Genomic DNA, 14,551 nt, shown 5'->3' on the forward strand with positions numbered 1-14,551 from the left:
TCGCGGGTTACCCGAGCGTCGCGGGTCACCGCCTCTGCGCCTCTGCGTGAGACCTCTTAAAGAATCTCACGCAGAGGCGCAGAGACGCAGAGAAGAATAGAGCGTTGCAAGCGCTGATCCCGTCACCCGGCGGGTGCGCCGTGCGACAGAGTATCGCATTGAGAAACTGTGCGTCTTTGGTCCCGGTATCGCGCACCTCGCAGCGCCGGACCGGGCCTGCCGGGACCGCCTCCTGCGCCCACAGGCAGTCGAGCTTCTCCCGCCAGCGTCACCGCACCTGCGCTGTCACGGCTCGACCCCCAACTCGCGCAGCTTGGCGCGGCATTCCGCGATCTGCGCGGCGAGTTCGAAGCGCTGGGCTGGGTTGCTGCTCAGCGCCTCCTGCTCCAGCAGGAACTCGAGCTTCTTGCGCCAGATGGCCGCCGCCCGGGGATAGGTCGGCGAGCCTGGGGTGGCCGCCCGCGGCGGGGCCGATTCCCGGGCCGAGGACCAGCCGCAGACCTGGACGGCACCGCCCCAGCCGCGCGCCTTGACCCCGTTCAGCCAGCGTTTGACCAGCGCCGTCTTGCCCGTCCCGCCGGGGGGCGATCAGCTCCACCACCGCGATCCCGGAGCCGGGCGACCAGGCGGCGTCGAGCGCCGCCAGTTCAGGCCCGCGGCCGAGGAAGTGCTCGGCGCCGGCGGGGAGGTGGTGGAGGTCGATGCGGGCGGGGGCCGCGGACGCGCGCAGCCGTTCGCCCCCGGCCGTGGCCCCGGCGTCCTCAGGCCCCGCGTGGGGAGGCTGGTCCCGGTGGCTGTCGCAAACAATGACCCGCGGTGCTCTGTCCATGTCCGGCCTTGTGGCGCTACTGGTGTGTTAGGTGAACTCCGGATAATGTTGTACCCATATCACAGACCGGAGGTCGAGGCTTCAGCCGGACGCGGCGCCGCCCGCTAAAGCGTCGACCTCCGGTCGAGTCGCCTCGCTCACCGCAGGTCGAGCCTCCCTGAAGAGACACTGCGCCGGGGCCTCCAGGTGTTCCGCGATCTTCTGCTGGGCCAGGTCGCACAGGCCGCACTGATGACAGGCGGGGCTGCCGTGGGGGCTCAAGGGGAGCATCGCACGCAGGCGTTGACCCCATACGGCACTGAGGTCGCTGTCGGCGGGGTGGGTTTGAAGAACCTGCTCCGCCTCGGCGCTCAACCGGGAAATGACATCCTCCAACTCCCGGCAATGTTCGCGCCGCCCGGCGGCGTCGATCAGGCTGTTCAGGCACTCGACGAAGGCGCGGTTGCGCCGGTCGGTCTCGGCGTCACCGCTGCGATAGCGGCTGTTCCAGCGGATGGGGCGCATGATCCGGCTCCAGTGTGCGGTGTGGGCGGAAGGTTCTCAGGTGGGTGCGTCGGTGGGCACCAGTACACCCAGATGGGAAAAGCTCGGACCTTTGGCAAGAGCCTGTACCGGTAGGGTGCGCCGCGCGCACCGGGGCCCTGGCCCAGGCTCAGGACGTTTCGTTCAACCGCAGCCTTGGAAGGTGCGCACGGCGCACCCTACGCCAATGGTCTGACGACTTGCGCGGCGTGGTACCAGGCCGCGATGTCGGGCGGCCCGCGTCATGGTGAGTCTGTCCCTTCCCGCCCCGCCGGGGTGTGTTCGTTCGGGGCCGGTGCGGTGCAGTGCCCGGTCGGCGGCGCGGCCAGGCCCCCGGCGGCCGTCCCCGCATGGTTCTCCACCGGCGCGCCGACGGCACAAAACACGCCGGCCCCGATCCAGAAGTCCAGGCTCTTCTCCAGGAACTCATCCCAGCGCAGGTAGTGGGAACCGTCGCAGGAGAAGGTGAGCGAGACGATGCCGTTCATGATGTTGAGCGAGCCGGCGCGCAGGTAGATGTTCTCGTCCATGAAGCGCAGCGCGTGAAAGGCGCGCAAGACCCTGGACACCTGCGCGGCCGGGATCAGCGCCGCGTCCGCATAGTCGCGCCGTGGATAGGCGAGACAACTGCCGGGGTTGCTCAGGTCCTCGAAGTCGAGTACCCGGTAGCGATAGGGGTCGTCGAAGAGCCAGAGGGTGGCCCGGGAGCTGGAGAAATGCAGCTTGGCATGGAAGACGCCGTGGGCCAATACCAGCTCGGTGACGAGGTCGAACACCTCGTCGATGCGGGCGTCCATCAGGCTGTCGACGCGCTGCTGGTAGAAGAGCCCGCCGCGGATGGCCGGGTCCCCCTTCATCTGGAGCCATTGGTCCGGTTGCCGGTAGAGCTCACGGGTCAGCGGCAGATCGCGCAGGTCGAAGTCCGCCCCCAGGAACCCCAGCAGGGCACCGCCGGCGTCGGTCAGGCGCGCGACCGCGGTCAGGGACGGTCGGCGCTGGTTGCGGCTCAGATAGGCCGCGGACAGGGAGAAGGGCGCGCCGGCCAGGGCCTCGGCCAGATACGGACGCCGGCTGCGGTCGCGGCCGAAGTGCTCGGGCAGGACCCCGTCACGGGAGAGGTTGGCGGTCACCTGATGCGCCTGCCGATCCAGCAGGTAGAGGTACTTGCAGTAGGGCAGCGTCTGCAGGGCGGTGCCGAGCAGGCGCTCCAGGTCCCCCCGGGCGCCCCAGGCCTCGCGGCAGGCGGCCGCCAGGCGCGCCAGCACGTCGGCCAAGCGCCCATGCAGCAGCATGCGCTGACGTGCCACCGCGGCCTGCAATGCATCGCTCATGACAATCGACCTCGGGTCAGGGTGAAATCAGACCGCAAAATAACGGCAAGCGGGCCCAGCCAACCTGGCCACTGCATCTGATATAGGGGTCTTCCCGCCCGGAACATCCCGGCACCGGTCAAGATTAGGGTGAGGGATGGGGCATCCGACTGCACGGCGGCTGGGGTCAGGGGGAACGTCGCTGCCAAGGAAGGTGCTCTGCCAGGGCACAATGCGAGTCGACGGGGTTCGTCCGGGAGCAAACCGCTGTTCGGGAGGGCGCTGGGCGGGCTGGCCGCGAGACTGGCTCAGCGCATCACAGATACGAAAGCCACCAGTCCCGACGCCTGGACTTGATGTCGGCAAACCATCGGCAGACCGGGTAGAGCAGGAGCACGCAGGTTACCCAGGCGCCGTAGGTCAGGGGCAGATCCCAGTGAAAATCGTGCGGCCAGTTGCCCCCCGGCGGATTGGCGAACAGCCAGGGCGCCGCCCCGTATCGCCAGGTGGACCAGGCCACGGCCATGGCGTGCAGTAATGGCAGGTGCAGGACGTAGAAGAGGAACGGCACCCGCCCGAAGATGTCGAGCGGGCGGGTGAAGGTGGGCAGGTTCGGACGGTCCAGGGCGGCCAGCAGCATCAGGGCCGGCCCCATGGTCATGAGGACATAGGACAGGGACACCGGGTACTTCTCACAGGCCAGGAAGTTCAGCACGGTGAAGAGCGGATCGGGCTGGGTCGCCCAGGGATGCGGATCGCCATAGCCGTTGAGTCCGCGGATGACCACGAAGGCGATGGTCATCGCCAGCCCGATCAGGAAGACGCGCTGCTGCCGATCGGCCTGGTCCCATTTGAGTGCGAGGCCGCAGCCATAGCCCGCCGCCATGATCCCGATCCAGGGGATCAGCGGATAGACCACCAGGAGGCGCACGTCGCCGAACAGCGGCACATAGCCGGTGCCGTGCAGGACGGTCCAGAGACCGGCAAAGCGCCCGAAGTCCGCGGGGGCCAGGCCGTCGAGCAGGTTGTGCCCGAGGATCATCGCCAGGCCCAGGATCAATACCAGGCGCGCGGGCAGCCAGACGAGCAGCGCCAGGGCGACCATGGACCAGCCCAGTGACCAGATCACGCCCGCCTTGAGCAGGGTGTAATCGAAATTGAAGTACCAGGCAACCCGCAGCACCGTCAGCTCCAGCGCCACCAACCACAGGCCGCGGGTGATGAGCATGCGTGCGACCGCGGCCTTGGGCTTGCCGCGCGAGGCGGAAAGATAGATGCCCAGTCCGGCCAGGAAGGAGAAGGCCGGGGCGCAGAAATCGGTGACCCAGCGGGTCAGGAAGAGAGCCGTTAGCGATGTCCGTAACCCATTGACAGAAAAAGCCGCGCGCTGCGGGGAAACTTTCGTTTACCCCAACCTGGAGCCAGCGCAGAGCGACCGATCAGTGAGTTGCGTGCGCGGCGTGGGGCGCCGGGCGAAAAGTCACCCCAACGCGCGGGGGCCCGTAATCATCATTCCAGCCACCGTCTTCGCGGCGACCCGTCGCGGCCGGGGGTCGCGCCGACCGGGGTCGCAGCGCCCCCCGACCGCGACGAATGTCACCCGCGAGGTCGCCGAAATAGCGATCAAGGCCATGCGGGGACGTGCAAAAGGGTGGCCGCCAAGGGATCATATCGTTATCACGACGATCCTTTGCAGGGGACCCCATGGCGGCCATTGAACTGAGCTTATTTGACTGGTGTGATGTTGACGCGCGCAGCGATCTGGATCGCTTCTACCTGGTGCGCGATCATCTCCCAGACGCGCGGTTGGTGCAATACCTGGAGGTCATGCGTGGGCAGGGACGCGATGACTATCCGGTGCCGGCGATGTGGAACGCGCTCCTGGCCGGGGTGGTGTTCCAGCACCCCTCGAGCGAGTCCCTGTTGCGTGAACTCGGGCGCAATCCGGCGGTGCGGCAAGCCTGCGGCTTCGCGGTGTTGCCGTTCCAGAAGAAACCCCTGGCGCAGTTGCTGCCGGACGCCGACACGGGGCGGATGACCATCGTCTATGCGGCGGCGCCGGCCGCCCACGCCGCGGTGCCCAGCAGCTGGAATTTCTCGCGTTTTCTCGCCAACGTCATCGAACTGGAGGAGACGCTGGGGATGGTGACGGAGATGATCACGACACTGCGTGAGCAACTGATGGCGGTCTTACCGGAATTCGGGTGCCACCTGGGCTACGACGGCAAGGCGATCGACAGCCACAGTACCGGGCGGATCAGTCGAACGACCGGGGCGACCTCCGATCCCGATGCCGACTGGGGCAAGCACGAGACCAGCGGGGTCGACGCGCGCACCGGTAAGTCCTGGAACAAGATCAAGAGTTGGTTTGGCTATGGCGTGCACCTGATCGCCGACACCCAGTATGAAATCCCGGTGGCGATGCACCTGACCCCCGCCTCCCATGCCGAGCAGATCGAACTGCGCGTCATGCTCAAGGAGACCTTCGCCGAGACCCCCGAATTGGCTGAGCGCTGCCGTGACTTCAGCGCCGATCGCGGCCTCGACAGTGCCGAGACCAAGACCCTGCTGTGGGACACCTACGGCATCCGCCCCCTGATCGACACCCGCGAGTTATGGCGCGAGGAGAAGCAACACCCCGACTACGATCCCGGCAAGCCCATCACCCGCCCGCTGTTTCCCGCGCGCGTCGACACCATCGTCCATACCGAAAAAGGCAGCGTCCACTGCATTTGCCCGCAGACCGGAGAACAGCGCGATTTAGCCTTCCAGGGCTTCGAGGCCGATCGCAATGCACTCAAATACCGCTGCCCGGCCGCCGCCTATGGACTGGAGTGCCAGGGTCGTGAGCGCTGCCACCAGGCCGGCGGGGTCACGCCCGGGGACTATGGACGCATCGTACGGATCAGCCTCGACGACCATGATCGGCGCATCTTCGTGCCGACCCCGCATGGCAGCCCCAGTTGGCACCGCGGTTACAACCGGCGCAGCGCCCTGGAGCGGATCAATAACCGCATCGACAACAGCTTCGGCTTCGAGCGGCATTTCATCCGCGGCCTGGCGAAGATGCAAACCCGGGTCGGCTTGGCCCTGGCGGTCATGATGGCCATGGCCCTGGGACACGTCAAAGAAGGCCGCATTGAGCAGATGCGCTCGCTGGTCCAGCCCATCCCGGCCACCGGCTAACCCGCCCCTCATCGTCGTTTCCGGTCAGGCCGCTGGCGCGTCGCCTGCGGGCGCGGCTGTCCGCGGGGCGTGTTTATTGAGAACTCTTCTCATTTGAGTGCTGCGGCGACCCGATTTTGCGCGCACCCGCGCGGAAATCCTGCGCGTCAGGCCCGCCTGAAGCCGATCGCGCCCGGCGGCGCCCGCGAGAAACGCCACAGCGCAAATGTCTCGAAGAAGCCCACGCTGGTCTGGGTGACGTCGATGGGGTTGAAGTAGGCGTGCGAGTTGGAGAAGAAGTCGCGGGAGTGGTCCAGGGCCATGATGACGATCACCAGGCCCCGCAGAACATCGATGCTCTGCAGGCGAGCGCGTGCCGGTGGTGTCAGGACTTCAACCAAGATGCAATCCTCCTCCAGGGACGAAAGCCGGGGCAATGATGCGAAATCGGCGCGCGCCCGGCCGTGACGGGGGTCTCAGGCGGGGCAACCCTGGGTCGGGCGTCGGGTCCCGTGCACTGCCGTCCGGTGAGGGCTGGGAAATCCAACTGCTGGGCGGCTGGGGTCAGGGGAAACCTAGCATCGAAGCAAGCACCTCTGCAAGGGGGCAGAGCGAGCCGACGCCCGGTCGGGTGCGGTCGCGACGGGCGGGGCGTGCGGCCTTGATGAAGACTCCGGCCACCGCGAGGGGGACATCCGTCGCGGCCTGGGGGCCGCTCCTGCGGCGTAGGAGCGGCCCCCAGGCCGCGACGGGTTGCTGCAAGGGTGCGTGGCCGCAGTTATCATCGCGCGGGTCGGATCAGCGGCGGCTGGGCCGGCTCGTCGCTGTGGTTCAGAAGCCGCGCCACTGGGGCCGCTTCGGTGGTCGTTTGCGAGATCGCGCCGCGACTTCGGATCGGCGGCTAAACTAAAGAACCCGGACGGGGCGAGCGCCCGGTCCGCCGCGACTATCAGGTAAACCGGAGCACACCCGATGAACGAGCAACCCAAGATCCTGATCCTCGGCATCGGCAACGTCCTCTGGGCGGACGAGGGATTCGGTGTGCGGGCGGTGGAGGCGTTGGCCGATCGCTACCGCTTCGGCGCCAATTGCCGGCTGCTCGACGGCGGCACCCAGGGGATCTATCTGGTGGACCAGGTGCGCTGGGCCGATGTGCTGGTGGTTTTCGACGCGGTGGACTATGGGCTGGCGCCGGGGACGCTCAAGCGCGTGGAGGGGGCGGAGGTACCCTGCTTCATGGGGGCGAAGAAGATGAGCCTGCACCAGACCGGGTTCCAGGAGGTCCTGGCCCTGGCCGACCTGCTGGGCGAATACCCAAAACACCTGTTGCTCATCGGGGTACAGCCGGTAGAACTCGACGACTTCGGCGGGAGTCTCCGGCCGGAGGTGAAGGCATGCATCGCGCCGGCCATCGCCCTCGCCCTTGAGTATCTGGCCGGATTCGGGGTCGCTTGGGAGCCTCACGAGGGCGGCCGGGAGCGCCCCCTGGACCTGCCCGACGCGGCCCTGCGCCTGGACGCCTACGAGGCCGGCCGCCCCAGCGAGGCCGCGGCCTGGCGCCTGGGTGACCCGCGCTTTGCGGCGGCCCGCCCCTGATGTGCATCGGGGTACCGATGCAGGTCATCGAGGCCGGCCCCTACTGGGCCTGGTGCCAGGGGCCGGGCGATCCCACCCAGGTGGATACCCGGCTGCTTGGGGAGCAGCGCCCCGGCACCTGGCTCCTGGTCTTCCAGGGCGCGGCGCGGGAGGTCTTGAGCGAGGACCGTGCCCGCCTGGTGCTGGACGCCCTGGCGGCCCTGCGCGCCGCGGCGGCCGGCGAGTCATTCGACCATCTGTTTCCCGACCTGGTGGGGCGCGAGCCCCAGCTTCCCGAGTTCCTGCGCAAGGTCTGAAGGGGCGCCCCGGGACTTGCCGTGCGCCTCCGGTCTGCGACACCCGCGCCGAACCGCCCCGGGCTTTCCTGAATCGCTGTCAATCTCTATGATCAAGATTAGTGATTAAGTTCGAGGTACAAGACCATGGCACAGACAGGCACCAAGGTGCTGACCGCGCATGTACCGCTGTTGTTGGCGGACAAAGTCGATTGGTTGGCGGCCCAACTCGACCGCTCCCGCGGGTGGATCGTCAAGCAGGCCTTGGCGGCCTGGATCGACCAGGAGGAGGAGCGCGGCCGTTTGACCCGCGAGGCCTTGGCCGATGTGGATGCCGGGCGCGTCATCGATCACCAGGCGGTGCAGGCGTGGGCCGATAGCCTCGGCACGGCCGAGCCGCTGCCGGCACCTGGCTGATGAAGCTGAGTTTGAGCCGCGCGAGGTCCGCCGGATCATTGTCGGACCCGTCAGGGGGGTGCGATCAGAACTGATGTGGTGACCGAGATCCCGGGTACGTTGTCGTTGTCGAATAATCCGACCACGATTACGACAACGACAACGACAACGACAACGACGCCTGGTCCGAGAGAGCGTCCGGTGGCTGCCGCTGTAGGGTACGCATCGCGTACCCGGCTCCGGCGGTCGTGGCAGCTTGGCGGGTACGCGATGCGGACCCTACGACGTGTGCGTTAACACATCAGTTCTAATCGCACCCCCTTCAGGACACTCTCTTTACCTGTCTCCACTGAGGTCAGCACATGCATCCGATCCAGATCCCCGCCGGCCTCGTTGGCCCCGGTACCCAGCCGACGGAGCAAGACGGGGTGGCCCTCGACTACCTGCCCATGCCCAAGGCGATGGCGACCTATGAACCGCCCCGCCTGCCGGAACCCGCGGCGCTGTCCGGGCTGGGTCCGGCGCTGGCCCTGCTGGAACGGCTCCAGGCAGCACTGGCCGCCCAGCGGGTCGCAGACCCGCCGGTGGTGCTCGACCTGTCGTCGCTGGACCGGCCCAACCGGGAACTGCTGGAGCAGACATTGGGCGACGGCGAGGTCAGTGCCCTGCTCAGCGGCCCCCAGAGTGGGCGCATCCAGGAGACCCGGCTCGCCGGGGTCTGGTGGGTGCGCGCGCTGGGCCCGCATGGCGCCCTGGAGCGCGATCAGTTGGAGGTCGCGGATCTGCCCGGCCTGGTGCGGGCCACCGCCTTCGCGGGGGCGACGGACCAGGCGCCGCTGCCTGACCCGCTCCCGCCCGGCGTGATGAATGCCCCCGGGGTCCTGGCCGAGGTCAACGCCGCGGTCGCCGACTGCCGGCCGGGCGACCTGCCGCACATCGTCAACCTGACGCTGTTGCCGCAGACCCCGCAAGACCTGGCCTGTCTGGAGGCGACCCTGGGTACCGGGCCGGTCACCCTGCTCTCGCGCGGCTACGGGAACTGTCGGGTGGGCGCCACCCGGGTCCGCAACTGCTGGCGGGTGCGGCACTACAACTCGCAGGAGCAACTGATCCTGGATTCGATCGAGGTCACGCCGACCCCGGTGGCGGTGCTGGCGGCCCAGGAGGATCTCGACGACAGTGCCGCGCGCCTGGCCGAGATCCTGGAGGCACTGCGCTAGTGGTCAACGGCGATCCGGCGTCGGTCACCGGGCGCATCGAGCGCTTCTTCGAGCGCGTCCACCGGGAGCGGATGGCGGGCCTGCCCATCCTCAACCCCCGGTTGGCGGTCAAACTGGTGGGGCTGCACGACTGGCAGGGGCTGTGGATCGGGGTGCTGGTCACCCCCTGGACCATGAACCTCATCGCGTTGCCGGGGCCGCACTGCACGAACCCGCCGGGTGGCTTCGGCACCAAGCGAGACCTGGACCTGCCCGCCGGCCGCTATGAATTCATCGCCGCCGCGGACCCGGAGCTGGGCCCCCACGAGACCTGTTCACTGTTCTCCCCCATGGACGCCTTCGCCGACCAGGAGGCCGCCCTGGCCATGGCGCAGGCCATCCTGAGCCTCCTCTTCGACCCCGCAGCCCAGCCCGCGGCAGCGGACCCGGCCCCGCGGCCGGGCCTGAGCCGCCGCGGACTCTTGCGCACCGTTCTGGGCGGGGGCACCTGACGACCTTACCCCCTCACTGCTATCGCTTTCATCTGAATCCTCTCACGGAGACTCGGAGACACGGAGCAAGAACACTATCCTTCTTTGTGCCTCCGTGTCTCCGTGAGAGAAAGTTTTTTTCGAGATGTGGGTAAAGGAAAGGCTCACCAATAAGTTAAATATTTCCATGTTAGGATTGCCTTTCGAGTCATCTTCATTGTCATCTTCGTTGTCGTTGTCGTTGTCGTTGTCGTAATCGAGGTTATCGCAGCGCCCCGGATGCTCTCGCACCCCAAAGTGCATCGCTTCTCCGATTACGACAACGATTACGACAACGACAACGATTGCGTTTAATTTGATCTGTTAGAAAGATATGTCTATGACCACCCCGCGTCCGAGCATCCTGGTGGTGGATGACGAGGTCCTGTCGCTGGACACCCTCGCCCGCATCCTGGACGAGGAGTTCGATGTCCACACCGCCCCCAGCGCGGCGGCGGCACTGCGCTGCCTGGAGCACGACTACATCCAGGCCGTCATCTCCGACCAGCGGATGCCCGAGATGAGCGGGGTGGAATTCCTCGCCCGGGTGCGCGAACGCTGGCCGGACGTGGTGCGCCTGATCGTCTCCGGCTACACGGACGCGGACGACCTGATCGACGGCATCAACCGCGCCGGCATCTACCAGTTCATCACCAAGCCCTGGCACCCGGACCAACTCCTGCTGAGCGTGCGCAACGCCTGCCGCCTGCACCAGCTCCAGCGGGAGAACGAGGTCCTGGCGCTGGAGATGCGGATCACGACGCCGACCCTGGAGCAACGCATGGAGCGCCGCCGCGCCCAGCTCAAGCGCAACTTCCGGCTCGACACCATCAGCCGCACCCCGGCGAGCCCGCTCAACCAGGTCTGCGACCAACTCGCCCAGGTCGCCCCCTACGACGTGCCGGTACTGCTCACCGGCGAGTCGGGCACCGGCAAGGAACTCTTCGCCCGCGCCCTGCACTACAACAGCCCGCGGGCGGACAAGCCCTTCGTGGCCGAGAATTGCGCGGCCCTGGCCGACGACATCCTGGAGAGCGAACTCTTCGGCCACGAACGCGGCGCCTTCACCGGCGCCGTCAACGCCCGCATCGGGCTCTTCGAGCAGGCCGACGGCGGGACCATCTTCTTAGACGAGATCGGCGAGGTCTCGGCGGCCTTCCAGGTCAAGCTCCTGCGCGTCCTCCAGGAGGGCGAGGTACGACCGGTGGGCAGCAACCGGCGCCGCCGGGTCGATGTGCGGGTGGTCGCCGCCACCAACCGGGACCTGTACCGGGAGCGCCGCGTCGGCCGCTTTCGGGAGGACCTCTACTACCGCCTGGCCGGACTCTGCCTCCACCTGCCGCCGCTGCGCGACCGGCGGGTCGACATCCCGCTCATCGCCCGCGCCATCCTGAAGGAACTGGTCGAGACCCTGGGCAAGGGGTGCCGCGGCATTACTGACGAGGCCATGGCCGGTCTCCAGGCCTACGACTGGCCGGGCAACGTCCGGGAACTGCGCAACGAGGTCCAGCGCATGCTCATCATGGCCCCGGGGGACCTGCTCGGGGTCGAATTGCTGGACCCGCGGCTCCTGCGCGGTGCCGTCCGGCGCGACCAGGACCGCACGGGCGCTGAGGCACCGGGCGCGACGCCGGCACCGCCGCCCGTCCCCGGCGGGCTCAAGGAGCAGGTGGAGGCCCTGGAAGAGCGGCTGCTGCGCGCGGCCCTGGACCGCCACGGCTGGAACAAGAGCCACGCGGCCGAGTCCCTGGGGCTGTCGCGCGTCGGCCTGCGCAACAAGCTGGAGCGCTATGGGCTGGTGCCCAAGACCGATGCCTGAGCGCTTGGTCACGCCGGTCCCGGAAGCACCGCTGCCCAAATGCGCGGGCCATTGACTCCGGGCGCCCGACCTGCCGTGATCCCGTAGGGTGCGCCGTGCGCACCCCGGCGCCCGCAAAGACCCCGGCCGCGGCGTGCAACGGTCTACACTGTCGTCATGTCCGCCCCGGTTACACCCGCCGATACCGCCCGGCATCTGCGCCGACGACGCGAAGCCGCCCAGTCTGAAGGTGCCCGCCGTGCCGCACAGTTGCGCGCCCGGCTGCCCGGCGCCGCCGCCCGCCTACGCGACATCTACGGCGTCACCGGCGTTCGCCTGTTCGGTTCCCTGGCCAACGGCACCTGCCGGGCAGACAGCGATGTGGATCTGGCCGTGACCGGTCTCGATCGGGCGCGTTATTTCGAGGCACTCGCGGACCTGATGGAGATCCTCGGCGCCCCGGTGGACCTGATCCGCATGGAAGAGGCACCGCCGACCCTGAGCGAGCGGATCGAAGTCGAGGGAGGAGCGCTGTGAACACCCTTGTGCAACGCCTGCGGGCCGAGCTCCGGTTCGACCGCGCTGCCTCGTCCAACAAGGCATCCGGCACGCCCCGCTTCTTCAACGCGGCGATCAGTCGCGCCGTGGGTCCGAAGGCTGACTTTGCCTCGTCGCGCCGCAGCCCCTCGCTGATGTAGGACTTGAGCAGCGGTTGGTAACCGGAAAAGCCCTTGTAGGGGGCGATTTCCTTGAGCGACTCCACCACATCCACAGAGATACGCAGGGTGATGCTCGTCATGGGCCGGTCCTTCGACAGCCGCGCCTTGCCCATCGCCGGCCGGCAGGTGGCCGCGGGTCCCAAACCCATGGCGGGCCGTTGGCGGTTGCTCGACCAGGCGCCCGGCGGAGGGGGCCGGTTCCGGATGGAGTTGCCGCAGGGGCGGTGAAATGACAGCCCCCAGTGGGAGCGGCTTCAGCCGCGACGAGGCCAGGGCCGCTTGCGAGGTCTGCGCCGACTCATGAGCTGTTTGGCGCCGCGCTCCTTGAGCTTGCGGCGGGCCCAGTTCAGCGCCTTGACCCCGAGCTCGAGCCCGAGTCCGGCGGGGAGCGCCTCGGCCTGGTCCAGCCAGCCCGGGGCATTGTCGGCGATGCTGCCGAGCAGGCCCTCCTGGTCGGTGAGCAGGTCGTTGAAGGCGCGGTTCAGGTCCTCGGTCGGGTAGGCCAGCCCCCAGTAGGTCAGCAGCGCCACGTCGAAGACGGTGAAGGCGCAGCGCCCGGACTTGCACAGGCTGCGGCGCAACTCCAGCAGGCCGCGGGCGGGCTCGCGCAGCGGTTCCACCGCCAGATCCAGGTCGCCCCAGACCTGCCGCCGCGGGTCCTGCGCGGCGAGGATGGCGCGCAGCCAACGGCACAGGGCACTCTTGCCCGTCCCGCCGACACCGTAGAAGCACAGGAGGTAGTGACGGTCATGGGCCAGGTCCGTGCGGGCGGCCTCAAAGGCGGCGATGGGCCGCTCGCGGTTGGTGAAGATCCGGTTCGCGACCGGGCGGGCGTAGCGGGAGCGGGGCATCGCGGCGTCCCTCCGGCACTGGGGGTGGCGGGGATTATCCCGAGCGCATGGCCCAGCCGCGCGGTTCAGATTTCTGCACTCCCCCCCTTGCGGTAGGCGTCCGCCTCCTCGGCCGTGAGGACACGCGCCTCCTCCTCGAGCATCACCGGGATGTCGTCACGGATCGGGTAGGCCAGGCGGCCGGAGACCGAGATCAGTTCGCCATGCGCCTTGTCGTAGATCAGCGGTCCCTTGGTGACGGGACACACGAGGATTTCCAGCAGATTCTTGTCCAGCATCCTGATTCTCCGGTTTCTTGGGCGTTGCCATCGGGGTTGGGTGGGAGCGGCCGGCGGCGCCGCCGCGGTACCGGTCCGGTGGACCGGGATGATGGCCTCAGAGCCATGCCGCGGTAAAGCGCCGCGTCGCCCTGCGCGAGGGACAATCGACGATGCCTTGCGGGATCACGGGCGCAGCACCCGCCCGGTGCGCCCGTCGCGGATGCTGGAGGGGCGGTCCGCCCCGGCGCAGGCCCCGACGAGGATCAGGTCCGGGCCGCCCGGCAGGTCGCGGCGGACCCTGAAGGCGGAGCGCGCCGGCGGGCGCTCTGCCACATTGGCGCTGGTGGAGACGATGGCCCCGCCGCAGGCGCGGCACAGGCCCGCGGCCAGCGGGTGATTGGTGACCCGTACCGCCAGGGTGTCGAAGCGGCCGCTGAGCCAGCGCGGGGTCTCGGGCCGCACCGGCAGCAGCCAGGTGTGGGGGCCCGGCCAGGAGGCCAGAACCACCGCCATGCGTGGCGGCGGCAGCCAGGCGACGAAGGGGGCCAACTGCTCCGGCCGGGCGGCGATCAGGATCAGACCCTTGGCCGGGTCGCGCCGCTTGAGCGCCAGCAGGCGCATGACCGCCGCCCGGTTCCAGGGGTCGCAGCCAAGCCCATAGACCGCCTCCGTGGGATAGGCGACCAGACCGCCGCCCGCGATGACCCGGGCGGCAAGGCGCAACCGGTGATTGAGAAAAGGTGCGGTCATGGTCCTGGGCGGCCCTCGGTGCCGGGGTTGATGGGAGGTGGCGGACAACGCGACGGCTTCGGGCTTATTCTACGGGCTGGCCGTCGGTGACGAAAAACCCGGCGTGGTCCCTGCCGCCGGTCGAGGCGGTGGCCGGTCTGCTGTGCGTTCGCCACCGGTTCCTGTTGGACCGCCGCCGCTGGCCGCAACGAGTGACTTAGGAACGGTTCACGATAAGTTAAGCAAATCCATTCGGGACTGCCTGTAGCGCCATTTTCGTTGTCGTTGTCGTAATCGAGGTTGTCGTAGCGCCCCGGATTCTCTCGCACCCCAAAGTGCATCGCTTCTTCGATTACGACAACGACAACGATT

17 protein-coding genes and 1 pseudogene are annotated in these 14,551 nt (G+C 68.2%); 10 read left to right on the top strand and 8 right to left on the bottom strand.

The annotated features are described in order from the left end of the window. Nucleotides 1-910: 910 nt before the first annotated feature. The 3 genes and pseudogenes from THSYN_RS01345 to THSYN_RS01355 all read right to left on the bottom strand — a co-directional run bounded on the left by THSYN_RS01345 (nt 911) and on the right by THSYN_RS01355 (nt 3,997). Nucleotides 911-1,333, bottom strand: coding sequence for a hypothetical protein (locus THSYN_RS01345; RefSeq protein WP_100917548.1), 423 nt, complete (start codon nt 1,331-1,333; stop codon nt 911-913). A 404-nt stretch (nt 1,334-1,737) separates the two neighbouring features. Continuing rightward, nucleotides 1,738-2,682, bottom strand: a pseudogene (locus THSYN_RS01350) (PDC sensor domain-containing protein); the annotation flags it as partial. Nucleotides 2,683-2,977: 295 nt separating this feature from the next. After that, the gene (locus tag THSYN_RS01355; protein WP_100917549.1) at nt 2,978-3,997 is read right to left on the bottom strand and encodes an acetyltransferase domain-containing protein; all 1,020 of its coding nucleotides are present in this window, start codon (nt 3,995-3,997) and stop codon (nt 2,978-2,980) included. 368 nt (nt 3,998-4,365) lie between these two features. Between THSYN_RS01355 and THSYN_RS01360 the strand changes: the two genes are divergently transcribed. Next, nucleotides 4,366-5,847 (top strand): transposase, encoded by a 1,482-nt coding sequence (locus THSYN_RS01360; RefSeq protein WP_100917550.1) that lies wholly within the window; start codon nt 4,366-4,368, stop codon nt 5,845-5,847. Nucleotides 5,848-5,993: 146 nt separating this feature from the next. On the opposite strand, the gene THSYN_RS01365 is transcribed toward THSYN_RS01360, so the two are convergent. Continuing rightward, a complete protein-coding gene (locus THSYN_RS01365; protein ID WP_172965198.1) occupies nt 5,994-6,227 on the bottom strand; it encodes a hypothetical protein in 234 nt (77 codons plus the stop codon). A 571-nt stretch (nt 6,228-6,798) separates the two neighbouring features. Here THSYN_RS01365 and THSYN_RS01370 point away from each other — a divergent pair. The 5 genes from THSYN_RS01370 to hybE all read left to right on the top strand — a co-directional run bounded on the left by THSYN_RS01370 (nt 6,799) and on the right by hybE (nt 9,804). Continuing rightward, a complete protein-coding gene (locus THSYN_RS01370; RefSeq protein ID WP_100917552.1) occupies nt 6,799-7,422 on the top strand; it encodes a HyaD/HybD family hydrogenase maturation endopeptidase in 624 nt (207 codons plus the stop codon). Beyond that, entirely contained in the window at nt 7,422-7,718 is a 297-nt protein-coding gene (locus tag THSYN_RS01375; protein WP_100917553.1) for a HypC/HybG/HupF family hydrogenase formation chaperone, read from the top strand. The genes THSYN_RS01370 and THSYN_RS01375 overlap by 1 nt, the downstream gene beginning before the upstream one ends. Nucleotides 7,719-7,844: 126 nt before the next feature. Continuing rightward, nucleotides 7,845-8,114 (top strand): CopG family ribbon-helix-helix protein, encoded by a 270-nt coding sequence (locus tag THSYN_RS01380; protein ID WP_100917554.1) that lies wholly within the window; start codon nt 7,845-7,847, stop codon nt 8,112-8,114. Nucleotides 8,115-8,455: 341 nt separating this feature from the next. Beyond that, nucleotides 8,456-9,313 (top strand): hydrogenase expression/formation protein, encoded by an 858-nt coding sequence (locus THSYN_RS01385; RefSeq protein ID WP_100917555.1) that lies wholly within the window; start codon nt 8,456-8,458, stop codon nt 9,311-9,313. Further along, complete coding sequence (hybE, locus tag THSYN_RS01390; protein WP_100917556.1) at nt 9,313-9,804, top strand: [NiFe]-hydrogenase assembly chaperone HybE; 492 nt, start codon at nt 9,313-9,315, stop codon at nt 9,802-9,804. Before THSYN_RS01385 ends, hybE begins: the two co-directional genes overlap by 1 nt. Nucleotides 9,805-9,846: 42 nt before the next feature. Here the strand turns inward: hybE and THSYN_RS01395 are convergent, their stop codons facing one another. Next, entirely contained in the window at nt 9,847-10,086 is a 240-nt protein-coding gene (locus THSYN_RS01395) for a hypothetical protein (protein WP_100917557.1), read from the bottom strand. 76 nt (nt 10,087-10,162) lie between these two features. Between THSYN_RS01395 and THSYN_RS01400 the strand changes: the two genes are divergently transcribed. The 4 genes from THSYN_RS01400 to THSYN_RS33315 all read left to right on the top strand — a co-directional run bounded on the left by THSYN_RS01400 (nt 10,163) and on the right by THSYN_RS33315 (nt 12,567). Beyond that, nucleotides 10,163-11,641, top strand: a complete 1,479-nt coding sequence (locus tag THSYN_RS01400; protein WP_236848766.1) for a sigma-54-dependent transcriptional regulator — start codon at nt 10,163-10,165, stop codon at nt 11,639-11,641. Between the two features lie 156 nt (nt 11,642-11,797). Continuing rightward, on the top strand, nt 11,798-12,157 hold the full coding sequence (locus tag THSYN_RS01405) for a nucleotidyltransferase family protein (protein WP_100917559.1): 360 nt from the start codon (nt 11,798-11,800) through the stop codon (nt 12,155-12,157). Next, nucleotides 12,154-12,318: a hypothetical protein gene (locus THSYN_RS34705; protein WP_172965216.1), complete on the top strand. Its 165-nt coding sequence runs from the start codon at nt 12,154-12,156 to the stop codon at nt 12,316-12,318. Before THSYN_RS01405 ends, THSYN_RS34705 begins: the two co-directional genes overlap by 4 nt. 87 nt (nt 12,319-12,405) lie before the next feature. Then, complete coding sequence (locus tag THSYN_RS33315) at nt 12,406-12,567, top strand: hypothetical protein (RefSeq protein ID WP_157817389.1); 162 nt, start codon at nt 12,406-12,408, stop codon at nt 12,565-12,567. Between the two features lie 26 nt (nt 12,568-12,593). Here THSYN_RS33315 and THSYN_RS01415 read toward each other — a convergent pair whose 3' ends face one another. The 3 genes from THSYN_RS01415 to tsaC all read right to left on the bottom strand — a co-directional run bounded on the left by THSYN_RS01415 (nt 12,594) and on the right by tsaC (nt 14,200). Further along, a complete protein-coding gene (locus tag THSYN_RS01415) occupies nt 12,594-13,190 on the bottom strand; it encodes a hypothetical protein (RefSeq protein ID WP_100917560.1) in 597 nt (198 codons plus the stop codon). A gap of 65 nt (nt 13,191-13,255) precedes the next feature. Then, nucleotides 13,256-13,468 (bottom strand): Trm112 family protein, encoded by a 213-nt coding sequence (locus THSYN_RS01420; RefSeq protein ID WP_172965217.1) that lies wholly within the window; start codon nt 13,466-13,468, stop codon nt 13,256-13,258. Between the two features lie 165 nt (nt 13,469-13,633). Further along, nucleotides 13,634-14,200, bottom strand: coding sequence for an L-threonylcarbamoyladenylate synthase type 1 TsaC (gene tsaC, locus THSYN_RS01425; protein WP_100917561.1), 567 nt, complete (start codon nt 14,198-14,200; stop codon nt 13,634-13,636). Nucleotides 14,201-14,551 lie beyond the last annotated feature (351 nt).

The organism is Candidatus Thiodictyon syntrophicum (assembly GCF_002813775.1).
GTDB lineage: Bacteria > Pseudomonadota > Gammaproteobacteria > Chromatiales > Chromatiaceae > Thiodictyon > Thiodictyon syntrophicum.

Bases quoted from the DNA above. Each gene is read 5' to 3' on its own strand.
- THSYN_RS01345 (WP_100917548.1), bottom strand. From the start codon at position 1,333: ATGCGCCCCATCCGCTGGAACAGCCGCTATCGCAGCGGTGACGCCGAG.
- THSYN_RS01360 (WP_100917550.1), top strand. From the start codon at position 4,366: ATGGCGGCCATTGAACTGAGCTTATTTGACTGGTGTGATGTTGACGCG.
- THSYN_RS01370 (WP_100917552.1), top strand. From the start codon at position 6,799: ATGAACGAGCAACCCAAGATCCTGATCCTCGGCATCGGCAACGTCCTC.
- THSYN_RS01375 (WP_100917553.1), top strand. From the start codon at position 7,422: ATGTGCATCGGGGTACCGATGCAGGTCATCGAGGCCGGCCCCTACTGG.
- THSYN_RS01380 (WP_100917554.1), top strand. From the start codon at position 7,845: ATGGCACAGACAGGCACCAAGGTGCTGACCGCGCATGTACCGCTGTTG.
- THSYN_RS01385 (WP_100917555.1), top strand. From the start codon at position 8,456: ATGCATCCGATCCAGATCCCCGCCGGCCTCGTTGGCCCCGGTACCCAG.
- THSYN_RS01395 (WP_100917557.1), bottom strand. From the start codon at position 10,086: ATGCACTTTGGGGTGCGAGAGCATCCGGGGCGCTGCGATAACCTCGAT.
- THSYN_RS01400 (WP_236848766.1), top strand. From the start codon at position 10,163: ATGACCACCCCGCGTCCGAGCATCCTGGTGGTGGATGACGAGGTCCTG.
- THSYN_RS01405 (WP_100917559.1), top strand. From the start codon at position 11,798: ATGTCCGCCCCGGTTACACCCGCCGATACCGCCCGGCATCTGCGCCGA.
- THSYN_RS01415 (WP_100917560.1), bottom strand. From the start codon at position 13,190: ATGCCCCGCTCCCGCTACGCCCGCCCGGTCGCGAACCGGATCTTCACC.
- THSYN_RS01420 (WP_172965217.1), bottom strand. From the start codon at position 13,468: ATGCTGGACAAGAATCTGCTGGAAATCCTCGTGTGTCCCGTCACCAAG.
- tsaC (WP_100917561.1), bottom strand. From the start codon at position 14,200: ATGACCGCACCTTTTCTCAATCACCGGTTGCGCCTTGCCGCCCGGGTC.